This is a genomic window from Mesorhizobium sp. P2_E10 (assembly GCF_056404235.1).
The window spans coordinates 378,827-394,659 of sequence record NZ_JBFUEK010000006.1; the positions used below are offsets into that span (position 1 = coordinate 378,827).

Consider the following 15,833-nt stretch of genomic DNA (forward strand, 5'->3'; position numbering starts at 1 on the left):
GCCTAGAAATTCGCCGGATTTGCGTTGGCGCCGCAGACCAGCACGGCGACACGCTCGCCTGGCGATGGTTCGTAGCGGCCGGACAGGATCGCCGCGAAGGCGGCCGCACCACCCGGCTCGGAGATGATCCGCACCCGGTCCCACAGCGCTTTCTGTGCGGCGATGATGTCGTCGTCGCTGACCAGGAGGGAGCGTTCGACGAAGGCCTCGGCGATCGGGAACATCATTTCGCCGACGCGCTTGGGGGCCAGCGAATCGGCGGCGATGCCTTCCGCCGGTGCGTCGACCGGCTGGCCCGCCTCCAAAGCGCGGAAGAGTGTCGGAGCCCCTTCGGGCTCGACGGCGATGATGCGGATCCGGCCGGCAAACCAGGCGGCGATGCCGCCGATCAGGCCGCCGCCACCGACAGCGACCAGCAGCGTGTCGAGTTCGGGCAGGTCTGCCTCGATCTCGAGCCCGAGCGTGCCTTGGCCGACCAGCGTTTCCGCCTGGTTGAAGGCGTGGATCTGCAGCGCACCGGTCTTTTCCGCGAAGCTTTCACTGGCAGCCAGGGCCTCGGCATAGCGGGCGCCGCCGACAACCAGATCGGCGCCGTAGCCGCGGATGCGGTCCAGCTTTGCCTGCGGGCTGACTTCGGGAACGAAGATCGTTGCCTTGTGACCGAGCCGCATGGCGGCATAGGCGACCGCGGCGCCATGGTTGCCGCCCGAGGCGGCGACGACGCCGGCCTTGGGCACCGGACGTTCAAGCAGGTTGGTGAAGGCGCCGCGCGCCTTGAACGAGCCGGAATGCTGCAGGCTTTCGAGCTTCAGGTCGACGGCATGGGCGGGGCGGCCGAAATCGGCCATGTCGACCCGCAGTGTCGGCGTGTGGCGCACGAAGGGCCGGATGCGCGGCTCCATCGCGGCGATGCGCTCGCGGGTGATTGTGTTGCCGTCCGGCATGGTGCGCTCCTGACAAGATTGACATTGCTTAGTAACTTAGCAAAATGGCTAAATGCAAGAGGTTGATGTCTTCAAGGCGATCGCCAACGAGCGCAGGCTACAGATCCTCGATTGGCTGAAGGATCCGCGCGCCCATTTCCCACGCCAGTTGGATGGCGATCTGGTCGAGGATGGCGTTTGCGCGCTGCTGATCGCCGAAAAGCTCGGCATCACCCAGGCGACGCTCAGCGAACATATGCGCGTACTCACCCAGGCCGGTCTTCTGCGCGCCAAGCGCATCAAGCAGTGGACATTCTACCGCCGTGACGAGGACAGGATTTCCGAAACCCGGTTGCTCGTTCAGCGCAGGCTGTAGCGCCGTAGGCTCTCTATTCCAGCCAGTCGGGAACTGAATCCAGTCCGATCAGCTCTTCATAGGTCTGGCGCGGGCGCACGACATGGAAGCGGTCGCCGTCGACCAGCACCTCCGGAACCAGCAGGCGGGTGTTGTAGGTGCCGGCCTGCACCGCGCCATAGGCACCGGCGGTGGAAATGGCGATCAGGTCGCCGGACTTCAGCCTGGGCAGGTCACGGTCGAGGCCGACATAATCGCCGGTCTCGCAGACCGGGCCAACCACGTCGACCATCATGCGTGGCGCAGCGGCCGGCTGCTGCACTACCGGCCTGATCTCGTGGAACGCGTCATAGAGCGTCGGTCGGATCAGATCGTTCATAGCCGCGTCGACGACGAGGAAATTCTTGGCGTCGCCTTCCTTCACGAAGATCACTTCGGAAACGAGGATGCCGGCATTGCCAACGATCAGCCGGCCGGGCTCGAACATCACCTTCATCCCGAGCTTGGTGACATGCTTCCTGACGATCTGCGCATAGGCGTCGGGCAAGGGCGGCGGGCTGTTGTCGACGCGGTAGGGGATGCCGAGGCCGCCGCCGAGATCGATATGCTCGATGGCGTGCCCATCGGCGCGCAGCGCGCCGACCAGTTCGACCAGCAGGGCAAAAGCATCGTCGAAAGGCTGCAGTTCGGTGATCTGGCTGCCGATATGGGTGTCGATGCCGGTGATCCTGATGCCGGGCAGCTGCGCTGCGCGGGCATAGATCTGCCGCGCCTTCTGCCAGGGAACGCCGAACTTGTTCTCGGCCTTGCCGGTGGAGATCTTCTTGTGGGTCTTGGCGTCGACATCGGGATTGATGCGTAGCGAGATCGGCGCCACCTTGCCAAGGGCTGCGGCGCGGGCCGACAGCAAGTCGAGCTCCGGCTCGGATTCGACGTTGAAGCAGAGGATGCCGGCCTCGAGCGCGAAGTCCATCTCGCGCGCGGTCTTGCCGACGCCCGAAAACAGGATCTTGTTTGCCGGAATGCCGGCGGCCAAGGCGCGGCGCAATTCGCCTTCCGAGACAACGTCGGCGCCGGCGCCGAGTTTTGCCAGCGTGCGCAGCACCGCCTGGTTGGAATTCGCCTTCATGGCGTAGCAGACCAGCGTGTCCAAACCGGCGAAGGCTTGCGCGAAGACACGAAAGTGCCTGGTCAGCGTTGCCGTCGAATAGCAGTAGAACGGCGTGCCGACGTTGGCCGCGATATCTGAAATCGCCACGTCCTCGGCATGCAGCACGCCGTCGCGGTAGTCGAAATGGTTCACGAGAATGGTTCCGGACTGATCAGAGCAGCGGGTCGAGAATGAACTTCTTGTCCTCGACCGGTTTTTCCGGCTCCGGCGGCACGGGCTGCTTGGCTCGCTCGGCATCCTTGCGTGCCTGCACGGCCGCTTCGTAAGGCGTGTCGAGTCCGGCCTTCCTGCCGCAGGCCGTAACAGTTGCAAGTGCCGCAAGCAGCGTCAGCGTCACCAAAATCCTGCTTCCGGTCATCGATCCATCCGTCCGAAACTCTTTGTACGCCGCTGCTTTTAGCCGAGTTTTCGGCGCATTGCACCCCGGCCTATGCTTTCGCCAGCCGCTTTTTCCAGGTGCGGATCTGCTTCCTCACTTCCGACGGCGCGGTGCCGCCGAAGCTGACGCGGCTTTTCACCGAATTCTGCACGGCAAGCACCGAGAAGATGTCGGCGGTGATGCCAGGGTGGATGGACTGCAAGTCCTCCAGCGACAGCCTGTCCAGGCCGATTTTTTTCTCTTCGGCCAGCGCCACGGCGCGACCGGTGACGTGATGCGCTTCGCGGAACGGCAGGCCGAGCGTGCGTACCAGCCAGTCGGCAAGGTCGGTCGCGGTGGAATAGCCGGCGCCGGCGGCCTTTTTCATGGCGGCGGCGTTGACCGTCATGTCGCGCACCATGCCGGTCATCGCCGCCAGCATCAGGTCGAGCGTCTCGGCGGCGTCGAAGACCGATTCCTTGTCTTCCTGCATGTCCTTGCCATAGGTCAGCGGCATGCCCTTCATCACCGTCAAAAGGCCGACCAGATGGCCGGTGACGCGGCCGGTCTTGCCGCGCACCAGTTCGGCGGCGTCCGGGTTCTTCTTCTGCGGCATGATCGAGGAGCCGGTGGAGAAGCTGTCCGACAGCCTGACGAAGCCGAATTGCGGCGTCGACCAGATGATGATCTCCTCGGCCAGCCGCGACAGATGGGTGGCGCAGATCGCTGCCATGGCAAGGAACTCGAGCGCGAAATCACGGTCCGAAACGCTGTCCAGCGAATTGCGCATCGGCTCGCGGAAGCCGAGGCTTTTTGCCGTCTGATGGCGGTCGATCGGGAAGCTGGTGCCGGCCAGCGCGGCAGCACCGAGCGGGCTTTCGTCCATGCGCTCGATGGCGTCGCGGACGCGGGACAGGTCGCGTGCAAACATCTCGACATAGGCCATGCAATGGTGGCCGAAGGTCACCGGCTGCGCCGCCTGCATATGGGTGAAGCCCGGCATCACCGTTGCCGCATGCTCCTCGGCCCGCTCCAGGAAGGCCGCGATCAGGCCCTTCAGCGCCTCGGCGACGCGCAGACACTCGTCCTTGACCCAGAGTCTCAGGTCAACCGCCACCTGGTCGTTGCGCGAGCGGGCGGTGTGCAGGCGGCCGGCGGCCGGGCCGATCAGATCGGCAAGCCGCGCCTCGACATTCATGTGGATGTCTTCCAGTCGGGTCGAGAACTCGAAGGTGCCGGCCTCGATCTCTTTCAGAATCGTGTTCAGCCCGTGAGCGATTTTTTCTTGATCGGCCGCTGAAATAATGCCCGTTTGCGCCAGCATCTGGCTGTGGGCGATCGAGCCGCGAATGTCTTGAGCATAGAGTTTGCGGTCGAACGAGATCGACGCGTTGATGGCTTCCATGATCGCGGCCGGACCCGAGGCAAAACGTCCGCCCCACATCTGGTTGCTGGCCTTCTTGTCGCTCATCGCTATAACCCGTGCTCCGGAGCAGTTCTTAGAAAATGGCAGACGGCAATAGATTCTTCCCGGCCCCGCGCCTGATCCTCGCAGCCTTGGTGGCGGGCGTGCTGGCTGGCGCGGTCGCGGTATATGTCAGCGAGAGCGGTTCTGGCAACAACGCTCCGGCACAGATCGGTGCCGGCGACAGCAAGGACGACGTCGCGTGCGCCGCCAAGAGCGAGCGCGCCAAGAAAGTCGCGGCCGCGGCCACCGGCCAGGTCGCCGCGCTTTTGCCGGCCGATCCGCCGCAATCGCTGAAAAGCCTCGCCTTCAACGATCCCGACGGCAAGCCGATGACGATCGCCGATCATGCCGGCAAGACGGTGCTGCTCAATCTGTGGGCGACGTGGTGCGCCCCTTGCCGCGCGGAGATGCCGGCGCTGGATGCGCTGCAGAAGGAAAAGGGCAGCGACGCCTTCCAGGTCATCGCGGTCAATGTCGATGCCGGCGACGACGTCAAGCCGAAGAAATTCCTCAAAGACATCGGCATCGAAGCGCTCGGCTACTATCGCGATGCGACGATGGGGCTGTTCAACGACGTCAAGACGCGCGGCCTGGCACTCGGCCTGCCGGTCACCATGCTGATCGACGGGCAAGGCTGCCTGATCGCTCATATGAACGGCCCGGCCGAATGGTCGGGGCCGGATGCGAGGAGGCTGGTCGAAGCGGCACTTGGCAGTTAAGGCCGGAGACGCCGCCGGCCATTCGGCTGACATGCGACCGCTGCGATACCCTGCATTTCATTCATCCAATAGAGCTCGATATGAGCAGCGTTTCTCCCCGGCCTTTACGCCGCCGCGCAGTGCCCTAGCTAGCCAATGGCGCCGAAATAACGGGCTCATTTCGCCGCGGCGCACGTCGTCCCGGGAGGAGAAAAATGCCTGTCCGCAGGTCAAAAAGGGCACAACAGAACTGTCACATACATTCTCTAAGAGACGGTCAGGGACCCGCGCGACGATCCTTGAAACGAACCACTCAACAGGGAATGAGATTCATGTCGATGATCAAAAAGAGCCTGGCGGCTGTGGCCGCCGGCGCAATCAGCGTTTCCATGGCGCTGCCCGCTGCCGCGGAGCCGACCAAGTTCGATTTCTGGTTCGGCCTGTCGGGCGATCTGGCGCGCGTCGTCGATACGATGTGCAAGAACTTCAATGCCTCGCAATCCGACTATGAAGTCGTCTGCACCAGCCAGGGCAACTACGATGCCACGCTGCAGAACACCATCGCCGCCTTCCGCGCCGGCAAGCAGCCGGCAATCGTCCAGGTCTATGATGTCGGCACCGCCACCATGATGCTGTCGGGCGCCTACAAGCCTGCCGACAAGCTGATGGAAGAGAACGGCTACAAGATCGATTATGCCGACTATTTCCCCGGCATCGCGCGCTACTACGCCACGTCGAAGGGCGAGATGCTGTCGTTCCCGTTCAATTCCTCGACCCCGCTGATGTACTGGAACAAGGACGCCTTCACCAAGATCGGCAAGACCGAGGCGCCGAAGACCTGGGAAGATGTCGGCGCCGACCTGCAGGCGCTGAAGGACGCCGGCTATGAGTGCCCGATGGCGATCAACATCTCGGCCAACGAAAGCTGGCAGCTGATGGAGCAGTTCTCGGCCATCCACAACCAGCCGATCGCCACCAAGAACAACGGCTATGACGGCCTCGACGCCCGCCTCGAAGTCAACAAGACCAAGTTCGTGCAATACGTCACCGATCTGAAAAAGTGGTATGATGCCGGCCTCATCAAGATCAAGTCCAAGGACCTTGGCCAGGATATGGTCCAAGCCTTCGCGTCCGGCACCTGCCAGGTGATCATGACCTCGGTCGGCGATCACGGCACGGTCGGCAAGACGCAGAAGGCAGGCATGAACTGGGATGTCGCCGAACTGCCGGTCTATGCCGGTACCGAGCGCAAGAACTCGCTTGTCGGCGGCGCCTCGCTGTGGGTTCTCTCCGGCAAGTCGGATGCGGAATACAAGGGCGCGGCTGCGTTCCTCAACTTCATCCACGATCCCAAGACCGCTTTGTTCTGGTCGACCAACACCGGCTATATACCGGTGACCAAGTCGGGCTTCGAGTACCTGAAGTCCCAGGGTTTCTACGACAAGGCGCCCTACAAGGGCCGTGAAACCGCGATCGCCAGCCTGACCGCCTCGGAGCCGACCGAAATCACCCGCGGCATCCGGCTTGGCAATTTCACCCAGATCCGCGCCGAGTTCGGCACGCAGATGCAGGCGATCTTCGCCAACAAGGTCGGCGTCCAGGAAGGCCTCGACACGCTGGTCAAGAATGGCGACGCCATCCTCGAGCGCTTCCAGCAGACCTATCCGGGCAAGACGCTGCCCTGATTTCAGGCAGTTCCAGGCCGCCCGCCGAAAAATCGACGGGCGGCCGTTTCACATCTAGTCTCTTCACTTGAAGGCGGGCTGGCGGTTCAACGTCGGCGGATCGATGGAAAAACGCGTTACGTTCAGCAGATGGACCATTGGCATCCTGTTTGCGGTGCCGCAGCTGCTTTTGATCTTCACCTTCTTCTACTGGCCGGCCGGCCAGGCGGTCTATTGGTCGCTGACGCTGCAGCAGCCATGGGGCGGCGGCAACATCTGGGTCGGGCTGGACAATTTCCGCGCGATCCTGTCCAGCGCCGATTACTGGAATTCGATCAGCGCCAGCCTGGTCTTTGCCGGCATCAGCACCGGGCTTGCCATGTTCATCGCGCTGGTTCTGGCCGCGCTGACCGACCGGCAGCTTGCCGGCTCACGGTTTTATCGCGTCGTGCTGATCTGGCCCTACGGCATCGCAGCGCCGGCCCTGGCACTCGCCTTCCGCTTCATCCTGGCGCCGGAAGCCGGCTTCATGGCCGTCGTCAACAAGATGTGGCCCGGATTCTGGGATCCAGGCCTCGACGGCACCGACGCGATGGCCTCGATCATCGCCGCTTTCTCGTGGAAATATGTCGGCTACAATTTCATCTTCTTCCTGGCCGCGTTCCAGGCCATTCCGCGCTCCTTGATCGAGGCGTCGGCCATGGATGGCGCCGGTGTCGTCAGGCGGTTCTGGGATATCCAGTTTCCGCTGATCACGCCGACGATCTTCTTCCTGCTGGTCATCAACATCACCGAGAGCTTTCAGGATTCCTTCGGCATCGTCGACATCATGACATCGGGCGGACCGGCGAACGCCACCAATCTGATGGTCTACAAGATCTATTCCGACGGCTTCAAAGGCCTCGATTATTCAGGGGCCGCCGCACAAAGCATCATCCTTATGCTGCTCATCGTCGTGCTCACCATCTTCCAGTTCCGCTTCATCGAGCGGCGCGTGCACTACAGGTGATGTCTAGATGGTAGAGCGCACACCGTTCCTGAATTTCTTCACCCATGTGATCCTGTTCGTCGGCTTCGTGTTTTGCGTGGCGCCGTTCGCGATCGTGGCCATCGCGGCGTCGCACAACCTCAAAGACGTCAATGATGTACCGATGTCGCTGCTGCCGGGCAGCGATTTCTGGGTCAACATCAAGACGGCATGGATAACGGCCGACCTCGGGCCGAAGCTGCTCAACAGCTTCATCATGGCGGCCGGCGTCGCCGCCGGCAAAGTGATCATCTCGGCGCTTACCGCCTTCTCGATCGTCTATTTTCGGTTTCCCGGCCGCACCCTCATTTTCTGGCTGATTTTCGTAACGCTGATGCTGCCGCTGGAAGTGCGCATCGTGCCGACCTACGCGGTCGTCGCCAACGTGCTCGAGCCCTACCAGACGATCATGGATCTGACCGGTCTATCGTGGCTGATCGAGAAGGTTTGGGGCGTGCATGTCGCGCTCAACCTGGGGATGCTCAATTCCTATCCCGGCCTGATCCTGCCGCTGATCGCCACCGCCACCGGTACCTTCCTCTATCGGCAGTTCTTTCTGACCGTGCCGGACGAATTGACCGAGGCCGCGCGCATGGATGGCGCCGGCCCGTTGCGCTTCTTCATCGACATCCTGCTGCCGCTGTCGCGCAACAACATGGCGGCGCTCGGGACGATCATGTTCCTGTGGGCGTGGAACCAGTATCTGTGGCCGCTGCTCATAACCACCGACCAGTCGCACGCGACGGCGGTCACCGAGCTCAAGCAGCTCATTCCGAACGTCGGCGGCATTCCGGAATGGAACATCGCCATGGCCGGCACGCTCATCGTCATGCTGCCGCCGCTGATCGTCGTCGTTGCCATGCAGCGCTGGTTCGTGCGTGGCCTGATCGCCACCGAAAAGTGACTTCAAAAGGAGATAGCTGATGGCCTCCATCACCATTCGCGGCGTCACGAAAAGCTATGCCAAGTCGCAGGTCGTGCACGGCGTCGATCTCGACATCGCGTCGGGCGAATTCGTCGTCATCCTCGGACCTTCCGGCTGCGGCAAGTCCACGCTGCTCAGGATGATCGCCGGCCTGGAAGAGATTTCCGGCGGCGAGATCGCCATCGACGGTACCGTCGTCAACAAGCTCGAGCCGCGCGAGCGCGGCTGCGCCATGGTGTTCCAGAACTACGCGCTCTACCCGCATATGAGCGTGGCGCAGAACATCGGCTATTCGCTCAAGGTGGCCGGTGTTCCCGCCGCCGAACGCACACAGCGCATCCAGGCGGTGGCGCGCACGCTGGAGCTCGAACAGTTGCTCGATCGCAAGCCGATGGCGCTTTCCGGCGGTCAAAGGCAGCGTGTCGCGATGGGGCGCGCCATGATCCGCGAACCGAAGGTGTTCCTGTTCGACGAACCGCTGTCCAACCTCGACGCCAAGCTGCGCGTCCAGATGCGCTCGGAGATCCGCAAGCTGCACCGCCGGCTCAATGCGACCTCGGTGTTCGTCACCCATGACCAGGTCGAAGCGATGACGCTCGCCGACCGGCTGGTGGTGATGAATGGCGGCCGCGTCGAGCAGGTCGGCACGCCGGGCGAAATCTACAAACGTCCGGCGAGCCGTTTCGTGGCCACCTTTGTCGGCGCGCCGGCGATGAACATCCTCGAGGGCGTGGTTACGCTGGACGGGCTGTCGCTGCTTGGCGGCAGCCGCAAGCTCAACGTTTCCCGCGCGGGCCTGCAGGTCGGCACCGAGGTCGCGGTTGGCATCCGTCCGGAAGCCGTTCGCCTGGTCGCGCCCGGCTCGCCGGGCGCGCTCGATGCAAACGTCGACCTCGTCGAGGAACTGGGCGCCGGCCGGGTCATTTATGTCGATCTCGACGGCGCGCCGTTTTCCGTGGTCACCTCCGAGGCCGTCCACCCGCAGCCAGGCACCGCCGTCGGCGTGCTGTTCTCACAGGCCGACATGCATCTCTTCTCGTCGCAGACGGGCAAACGTCTCGATGACATCAGAGCGCCGACACCGGTTCCGGCACTTTGAATGGACAGCGCAATCTCCTTCTGAAGCCATGAACGGGTTGTCGAATGAAAATCATCCAGGTCTCGGATCTTCATCTTGGCCGACGCGGCGAGCTTCACTTCGGCGTCGATCTGCACCAGCGGCTTGACCGGTGCATTGCGCACATCAATGCGCGTCATGCCGATGCCGCGCTTTGCGTCTTCACCGGCGATCTGACCGACGCCGGCGAGCCCGGCGCCTACGCCGATCTCAAGGCGGCCCTGCAGGCGCTTTCAGTGCCGTACCGGCTGCTGCCGGGGAACCATGACACGCGGGCCAACCTTGTCGCCGCCTTTCCCGAACAGCCGCTCGACGACAACGGTTTCGTGCAGTCAGTCTACGATAGCGCGGAAGGACCATTGCTGTTCCTCGACAGCCTGGCTGAAGGACGCGTCACCGGCGAACTCTGCGACATCAGGCTTGCCTGGCTCGACGCTCGGCTCGGCGAGGCGGCGGGGCGGCAGGCCTACATCTTCCTGCATCATCCGCCGGTCGAGCTCGGCCTGCCGCTGCTCGACCCGCTCGGACTTGAACAGAAGCAGCGCTTCCTCGACCTTTTGACGCGCCACGGCAATGTCGGCCATATCTTCTTCGGCCACGTCCATCGCGACATTGCCGGCACGGTCGCCGGCATCCCGTTCACCGCGCATCGCGGCCTGCATGCCCGCTTTATGCTCGACCTGGTCGGCGAGGAGGTGGTCGAGCAAGCGCCGCCGACCTACGGGATCGTTCTCATCGATGCTGTCGCCCGACGGCTCGTCGTGCACAACAACGACTTCCTCGAAAATTGGCCGCTCTGGTCACCGGCGACTGGCGAAAGGGTTTCCTAAGCGCCGACTATCTTCTTGTTTAAGCATGATCTTTTCCGAAAACCGGTTCCCACTTTTCGGGATCATGCTCTAGACAAACACGTGCGCTTTTCCGGTCACGGTCAGGCGAACGATCTCGCCGACGGAAGGCGCGTCCATGCCGGGCTTGCGCAGGATCAACGGCGTGTTGCCGATCGCGGCGGCATCCGGCGGATCGGCACTGTTGAGCAACCGCACCGCGATGGTGCACATCGAGCCGGCGAATTCGGAGTCCGTCACCTCGCCGAACAGCATGTCCGGCGTGCCCGACATGCCTTCGCGTGACGTCCTTTTCACCGATATCTGCTCCGGCCGCAGCATGATGCGGGCAAGGTCGCGCCGCTCGGTGGTGTCGACGGCGATGCGGCCAAGCGGCGAGTTGGCGAAGCCATCGGCGATCTTTGCCGGCAGGACGATGGCCTCGCCGAGGAATTCGGCGATCATCCGGTCTTTCGGCTTGAGGTAAAGCTCGCGCGGTGTGCCGACCTGCGAGAACTTGCCATCGCGCATCACCGCCACCTGGCTGGCGAAGGACAGCGCCTCGGCCTGGTCGTGCGTCACCAGGATGGTGGTGATGCCGGCCGTCTCCAGCAGTTCGGCCACCGCCTTGCGCATCGACGCGCGCAACCCGGTATCCAATGCCGAGAACGGCTCGTCGAGCAGCATCAGCCGCGGCTTCATGGCCATGGCGCGGGCCAGCGCCACGCGCTGCTGCTGGCCACCGGAGAGCTCGTGCGGTCGGCGTTTCAGGATCGCCTTGTCGAGCCCGACGATGTAGGCGAGCTCGACAATGCGCTCGCTGCGCTTGTCCGCATGGCGGTCCATGCCGAAGCCGATATTGTCGGCAATGGTCAGATGCGGAAACAGGGCGCCGTCCTGCGCCACCACACCGATGCCGCGGCGATGCGCCGGTACGGCCGTGCCGCCATTGGCCAACAGCTGGCCATCGAGCACGATGCGGCCCCGGTCCGGCGCTTCAAAGCCGGCGATCAGCCGCAACAGGGTGGTCTTGCCGCAGCCCGAGGGGCCGACGATCGCCGTGCGGCTGCCACTGACCACGCTGAGGTCGACGCCGGCGAGAGCGGCCACCGGGCCATAGTGCTTGTGCACGCCTTCGAGTTCGAGAAAGCTCATCGCCCGGCCATCCGTTTCGACTGGACATAGAGCAGCCAGGTCAGCGGCAGCGACATCGCCACCATGACGAAGGCATAGGGCGCTGCCGAGGCATAGTCGATCTCGCCGCTGTAGGACCAGAACGCCATTGCCAGCGTGCGGGTGCCGTTGGGCGCCAACATCTGGGTGGCGGTCAATTCGTTCATGATGCCGAGCGCGACCAGCGCCATGCCGGCCGCCGCCCCCGGCGCCGACAGCCGGACCGTCGTCGACCACAGCGCCTTGAGTGGCGAGCGGCCGAGACTGGAGGCGGCGCGTTCGAGCTCGATCGGCGCCTGTGCGATCGACGCCCGCAGGCTGACCAGGGCACGCGGCAGGAACATCAGGGCATAGGCGACAAGGATGGTGAACAGGGACTGATAGAGCGGCATGGCGATGCGCACGGTGATGGTGACCAGCGCCAGCGCCACGACGACGCCGGGCAGCGAGCCGACGATGTAGTTGCAGCCTTCCAGAAGGCGCTGCAGCCGTCCCGGCGCGCGGATCGAGATCCACGCCATCGGCATGGCGGCTATCGTTGCGAGCAGCGCCCCGGCGAGCGCCAGGAACAACGTCTGGCCGAGCGCCAGGCCGATCTCGTCCAGCCGCCAGACCTCAGCGCCGCCCGCCGCAAGCCAACGGCCGATGGTGACGAAAGGCACGCCGATCGCCAGCAGCGAGGTGATGGCCGGCAGCGCCAGGCAAGGGATGGTGTAGCTGCCGAGGTTGGTGCGTTGCTGGTGGCGCGCGGCGCCCGAGCCGACGCGGGCATAGCGCTCCTCGCCGCGCACCAGCACCTCCAGGCCGAGCAGCACGAAGCAGCATGTCACCAGAACGCCGGCCAGCATGTTGGCGGCGGGGCCGTTGAAGGTCGACTGGAACTGGTCGACGATCGCCGTGGTGAAGGTGTCGAAGCGGATGAAGACGTAGAGGCCGTATTCGGCCAGCAGATGCAGGCCGACCAGGAGCGAACCGCCACAGAGCGCAAGCCTGAGCTGCGGCAGCACGACCCGGGCGAACACGCGCCACGGGCCGAGACCGAGCGCTGCCGCGGCGTCCTCGAGAGCGGGATCGAGACGCCGCAGCGCTGCCGCCACCGGCAGATAAAGGAACGGGAAATAGGCGATGACGGAAACCAGGACACCGGCCCACAGGCCGTGCAATCCCGGTACCATGGTGATCCAGGCGTAGCTGTGCACGAAGGCAGGGATGGCGAGCGGCGCCACCGCCAGCCAGGCCCACAGGCGGGCACCCGGCAGGTCGCTGCGTTCGGTCAGCCAGGCCAGCGCCACCGACAGCACGATGGCGATCGGCACGGCCAATGCCACCAGCAGCACGGTGTTGACCAGAAGTTCGCCGACGCGCGGCCGGAAGACCAGCGCGGCTACCGTTTCCCAGCCGGTCTGCACCGCGATCCAGATGATGAAGGCAAGCGGCAGCAGGGAGAACAGCGAGATAAGAATGGCCACGAGCACTATCCAGGACATAGGCTGTCGCCGCGTCGATCGTCCGGCCGCCTTGGTGGTCGGCAAGCCTGAACGTGCAAGATCGATTGCAGGCTGCATCAGCTCAGACGCCGTGCCGCCGCCGCCCGCTGGCGGGAGCGACTGAGGGACCGCAAGTGCGGCCGGGAACGCAGCGTGTCGTCATGGACCAATGCCATCTCGAAAACAGAGCGCTCCTGCGGATTGCCGCAGGAGCGCAGTCGTTGCCCTTTTAGGACGAAAGCGGACTAAAGCAAGCCGGCTGCCGTCATCAGATCGGTCACCTTCTTCGAGTTCAGCGTCGTCGGATCGACCTTCGGCGCCTGCAGGTCGGCCAGCGGCACCAGCTTAGGATTGGACTCCGCACCCTTGCCGACGGCGTATTCGAAGGAATTGCCGGTCTTCAGCACCTCCTGGCCACCCTTGCCGGTCACCCATTTCAGGAAGGCCTGGGCTTCCTTCTGATGCTTGCTCGAGGCCAGCACGCCGCCGCCGGAAATCGAGACGAAAGCGCCCGGATCCTGGTTCTTGAAATAGTGCAGCGCGACGTTCTTGCTGTTCTCGCCAGTCTTGGCCTGATCGCCGAAATAGTAATAGTGATAGATCACGCCGCCTTCGATCTCGCCGGCATTGACCGCCTTCATCACAGTGCTGTTGCCCTTGTAGGCGGTGAAGTTCGCCTTCATCGCCTTCAGCCAGTCGGCCGTGGCGGCCTCGCCCTTGAGCTGCAGCAAAGCGCTGACGATCGCCTGGAAATCGGCGCCGGAGGGCGAAGCGGCCCAGCGGCCCTTCCAGGTGGGATCGGCGAGATCGAGCATCGATTTGGGCAATTGGTCGGCGGTCAGTTTGGTCTTGTTGTAGGCAAAGACGGTGCTGCGCGCGGCGACACCGACCCATTTGCCGCTGGCCGGCTGGAAATCCTGGGGAACCTGCGCCAGCGTGTCGGCGTCGACCGGCGCAAACAGGCCTGACGTCTCGACCAGCACCATGGCCGGCGAGTTTTCGGTCAGGAACACGTCTGCCGGCGAAGAGGCGCCTTCGGCGACGATCTGGTTGGAGAAATCGCTGTCGCCGCCATTGCGGACGGTGACCTTGATGCCGGTTTCCTTGGTGAAGCCTTCCGCCCACGCCTTGGTCAGGTTCTCGTGCTGGGCGTTGTAGACGACGATGCCGTCTTCCTGCGCCACCGCCGGACCAGCGATCAGGCTGATTGCCAGCGCGGTGGCGCCGGCAAGGGTGGAAAGAGCATGTTTCATGGGCATCGTCCTCGATCTCGATGGTCTTTGGCTTGGCACGGCTGCACCTATCAATACATGATTATCATAGTCAACATTGATGGGCTGCTTCAATCGGTCGCCAGGGCGCAAACTTTCGTGATTTCCCAGCACTTTGGCTTGGACATTATTTCGCCGGCCACGTAACAAACCTGCGCCGAGGCGCGAACATCGGGGAGTGAACTCTTGTGACCGGCAAGGACGAAGCCGAACTCTCCCGGCTGCTGCGGGCCGCGATTGCGGGAGACGAAAGGGCTTACGCCGACTTTCTGCACCGCATCGCTGCTGTCGTTCGCGGCTTTGCCCGGCGCAAGATCGTACAGGGCGGAGTGGACCCCGAGGATGTCGTGCAGGAAACCTTGCTGGCCATTCATGTGAAACGACATACTTGGCGTGATGATGCGCCGGTCCTGCCGTGGGTCTATGCCATAGCGCGTTTCAAGCTGATCGATGCTTTTCGGCGGCGCGGGCGGCGCATCGAGATCGAGATCGACGACATCGCCGAGACCTTTGCCGAGCCGGAAGCCGAGACCGTCAGCGAGCGCGATATCAACCGGGCGCTCGACGGCCTGCCGCCGGCGCAACGCTCGGTGGTCTCGGCTGTATCGGTCGAAGGCCGTTCCATCGGCGAGACGGCGGCGAAATTCGGCATCACCGAGACGGCGGTGCGTGTGTCGCTGCATCGCGGGCTTGCCGCGATAGCAAGACGGTTTGGGCGGGAATGACATGAGGACGGACGATCTCATCAAGGCGCTCGACGCCGATGCAAGCAGCAAGGCGATGCCGTTGCGCTCGGCCTGGCGGGTGGCTGCCGGTGCGGCGGTGGTGATCGCGGCAGTGGTTTTCTGGCTGACCATCGGCCCGCGTCACGATATCGCGACGGCCATGCATTCGATGCGCTTCCTCGCCAAATTCGCCTTCACCATCACGCTTGCCATCAGCGCCTTTGTCTTCATCCGCAGACTCTCGACGCCCGGTGCCTCGACTGGTCGGGCGGCTGCCTGGATGGTCGCCGCGCCGGTGCTGTTGGTCGTGGCCGTCGTTCTCGAGCTTTTCGCGGTGCCGCAGGCCGAATGGGGCACGCGGCTGGTCGGCTCCAACATGATGATCTGCATGGCGCTCATCCCGCTGATCGGCATCGGTCCGCTCGCCATCTTCCTCTGGATGCTGCGCTATGGCGCGCCGACGCGACCGGTGCTTGCCGGCGTGGCCGCCGGCCTGCTTGCCGGTGGGCTGTCGGCAACCTTCTATGCCGCGCATTGCTTCGACGATTCGCCGCTTTTCGTCGCCACCTGGTACACGATCGCGATCGTCATCCTTGCTGCGCTCGGCGGGCTCGGCGGGCGGCTCTTCGTGCGCTGGTAAGAGG

16 protein-coding genes are annotated in these 15,833 nt (G+C 63.8%); 9 read left to right on the plus strand and 7 right to left on the minus strand.

What is annotated here, in order from left to right; translation table 11 throughout:
• Window positions 1-2: 2 nt before the first annotated feature.
• On the minus strand, window positions 3-944 hold the full coding sequence (locus AC1D0N_RS19070) for a threonine/serine dehydratase (RefSeq protein WP_477246552.1): 942 nt from the start codon (window positions 942-944) through the stop codon (window positions 3-5).
• Between the two features lie 52 nt (window positions 945-996).
• Between AC1D0N_RS19070 and AC1D0N_RS19075 the strand changes: the two genes are divergently transcribed.
• Window positions 997-1,299, plus strand: coding sequence for an ArsR/SmtB family transcription factor (locus AC1D0N_RS19075; RefSeq protein ID WP_477246554.1), 303 nt, complete (start codon window positions 997-999; stop codon window positions 1,297-1,299).
• 13 nt (window positions 1,300-1,312) lie between these two features.
• Here AC1D0N_RS19075 and lysA read toward each other — a convergent pair whose 3' ends face one another.
• The 3 genes from lysA to argH form a co-directional block, all read right to left on the minus strand.
• Window positions 1,313-2,581, minus strand: a complete 1,269-nt coding sequence (lysA, locus tag AC1D0N_RS19080; RefSeq protein ID WP_477246556.1) for a diaminopimelate decarboxylase — start codon at window positions 2,579-2,581, stop codon at window positions 1,313-1,315.
• 19 nt (window positions 2,582-2,600) lie between these two features.
• A complete protein-coding gene (locus tag AC1D0N_RS19085) occupies window positions 2,601-2,807 on the minus strand; it encodes a hypothetical protein (RefSeq protein ID WP_477246558.1) in 207 nt (68 codons plus the stop codon).
• Between the two features lie 70 nt (window positions 2,808-2,877).
• Complete coding sequence (argH, locus tag AC1D0N_RS19090) at window positions 2,878-4,278, minus strand: argininosuccinate lyase (protein WP_477246560.1); 1,401 nt, start codon at window positions 4,276-4,278, stop codon at window positions 2,878-2,880.
• 35 nt (window positions 4,279-4,313) lie between these two features.
• Between argH and tlpA the strand changes: the two genes are divergently transcribed.
• The 6 genes from tlpA (at window position 4,314) to AC1D0N_RS19120 (ending at window position 10,536) form a co-directional block, all read left to right on the plus strand.
• Window positions 4,314-4,994 (plus strand): thiol:disulfide interchange protein TlpA, encoded by a 681-nt coding sequence (tlpA, locus tag AC1D0N_RS19095; protein ID WP_477246562.1) that lies wholly within the window; start codon window positions 4,314-4,316, stop codon window positions 4,992-4,994.
• A 311-nt stretch (window positions 4,995-5,305) separates the two neighbouring features.
• Window positions 5,306-6,658, plus strand: a complete 1,353-nt coding sequence (locus AC1D0N_RS19100; protein ID WP_477246563.1) for an extracellular solute-binding protein — start codon at window positions 5,306-5,308, stop codon at window positions 6,656-6,658.
• Between the two features lie 103 nt (window positions 6,659-6,761).
• Window positions 6,762-7,646, plus strand: coding sequence for a carbohydrate ABC transporter permease (locus tag AC1D0N_RS19105; protein WP_477246565.1), 885 nt, complete (start codon window positions 6,762-6,764; stop codon window positions 7,644-7,646).
• Window positions 7,647-7,653: 7 nt separating this feature from the next.
• Window positions 7,654-8,568 (plus strand): ABC transporter permease subunit, encoded by a 915-nt coding sequence (locus AC1D0N_RS19110; protein WP_477246567.1) that lies wholly within the window; start codon window positions 7,654-7,656, stop codon window positions 8,566-8,568.
• A 19-nt stretch (window positions 8,569-8,587) separates the two neighbouring features.
• On the plus strand, window positions 8,588-9,688 hold the full coding sequence (gene ugpC, locus AC1D0N_RS19115) for a sn-glycerol-3-phosphate ABC transporter ATP-binding protein UgpC (RefSeq protein WP_477246569.1): 1,101 nt from the start codon (window positions 8,588-8,590) through the stop codon (window positions 9,686-9,688).
• Window positions 9,689-9,732: 44 nt separating this feature from the next.
• The gene (locus tag AC1D0N_RS19120; protein ID WP_477246571.1) at window positions 9,733-10,536 is read left to right on the plus strand and encodes a phosphodiesterase; all 804 of its coding nucleotides are present in this window, start codon (window positions 9,733-9,735) and stop codon (window positions 10,534-10,536) included.
• Between the two features lie 69 nt (window positions 10,537-10,605).
• Here the strand turns inward: AC1D0N_RS19120 and AC1D0N_RS19125 are convergent, their stop codons facing one another.
• The 3 genes from AC1D0N_RS19125 to AC1D0N_RS19135 form a co-directional block, all read right to left on the minus strand.
• The gene (locus tag AC1D0N_RS19125) at window positions 10,606-11,688 is read right to left on the minus strand and encodes an ABC transporter ATP-binding protein (RefSeq protein WP_477246572.1); all 1,083 of its coding nucleotides are present in this window, start codon (window positions 11,686-11,688) and stop codon (window positions 10,606-10,608) included.
• On the minus strand, window positions 11,685-13,271 hold the full coding sequence (locus AC1D0N_RS19130; protein WP_477246574.1) for an ABC transporter permease: 1,587 nt from the start codon (window positions 13,269-13,271) through the stop codon (window positions 11,685-11,687). Before AC1D0N_RS19130 ends, AC1D0N_RS19125 begins: the two co-directional genes overlap by 4 nt.
• Before the next feature lie 167 nt (window positions 13,272-13,438).
• Entirely contained in the window at window positions 13,439-14,446 is a 1,008-nt protein-coding gene (locus AC1D0N_RS19135) for an iron ABC transporter substrate-binding protein (protein WP_477246576.1), read from the minus strand.
• Window positions 14,447-14,652: 206 nt separating this feature from the next.
• Here AC1D0N_RS19135 and AC1D0N_RS19140 point away from each other — a divergent pair, with 206 nt between their 5' ends.
• Window positions 14,653-15,189, plus strand: coding sequence for a sigma-70 family RNA polymerase sigma factor (locus tag AC1D0N_RS19140; RefSeq protein ID WP_477246578.1), 537 nt, complete (start codon window positions 14,653-14,655; stop codon window positions 15,187-15,189).
• Between the two features lies 1 nt (window position 15,190).
• Window positions 15,191-15,829, plus strand: coding sequence for an NrsF family protein (locus AC1D0N_RS19145; protein WP_477246580.1), 639 nt, complete (start codon window positions 15,191-15,193; stop codon window positions 15,827-15,829).
• The last annotated feature ends 4 nt before the right edge of the window (window positions 15,830-15,833 follow it).

Bases quoted from the DNA above. Each gene is read 5' to 3' on its own strand.
- tlpA (WP_477246562.1), top strand. From the start codon at position 4,314: ATGGCAGACGGCAATAGATTCTTCCCGGCCCCGCGCCTGATCCTCGCA.
- AC1D0N_RS19135 (WP_477246576.1), bottom strand. From the start codon at position 14,446: ATGAAACATGCTCTTTCCACCCTTGCCGGCGCCACCGCGCTGGCAATC.
- AC1D0N_RS19125 (WP_477246572.1), bottom strand. From the start codon at position 11,688: ATGAGCTTTCTCGAACTCGAAGGCGTGCACAAGCACTATGGCCCGGTG.
- argH (WP_477246560.1), bottom strand. From the start codon at position 4,278: ATGAGCGACAAGAAGGCCAGCAACCAGATGTGGGGCGGACGTTTTGCC.
- AC1D0N_RS19070 (WP_477246552.1), bottom strand. From the start codon at position 944: ATGCCGGACGGCAACACAATCACCCGCGAGCGCATCGCCGCGATGGAG.
- AC1D0N_RS19110 (WP_477246567.1), top strand. From the start codon at position 7,654: ATGGTAGAGCGCACACCGTTCCTGAATTTCTTCACCCATGTGATCCTG.
- AC1D0N_RS19100 (WP_477246563.1), top strand. From the start codon at position 5,306: ATGTCGATGATCAAAAAGAGCCTGGCGGCTGTGGCCGCCGGCGCAATC.
- AC1D0N_RS19145 (WP_477246580.1), top strand. From the start codon at position 15,191: ATGAGGACGGACGATCTCATCAAGGCGCTCGACGCCGATGCAAGCAGC.
- AC1D0N_RS19075 (WP_477246554.1), top strand. From the start codon at position 997: ATGCAAGAGGTTGATGTCTTCAAGGCGATCGCCAACGAGCGCAGGCTA.
- AC1D0N_RS19085 (WP_477246558.1), bottom strand. From the start codon at position 2,807: ATGACCGGAAGCAGGATTTTGGTGACGCTGACGCTGCTTGCGGCACTT.
- AC1D0N_RS19120 (WP_477246571.1), top strand. From the start codon at position 9,733: ATGAAAATCATCCAGGTCTCGGATCTTCATCTTGGCCGACGCGGCGAG.
- AC1D0N_RS19105 (WP_477246565.1), top strand. From the start codon at position 6,762: ATGGAAAAACGCGTTACGTTCAGCAGATGGACCATTGGCATCCTGTTT.
- AC1D0N_RS19130 (WP_477246574.1), bottom strand. From the start codon at position 13,271: ATGCAGCCTGCAATCGATCTTGCACGTTCAGGCTTGCCGACCACCAAG.
- ugpC (WP_477246569.1), top strand. From the start codon at position 8,588: ATGGCCTCCATCACCATTCGCGGCGTCACGAAAAGCTATGCCAAGTCG.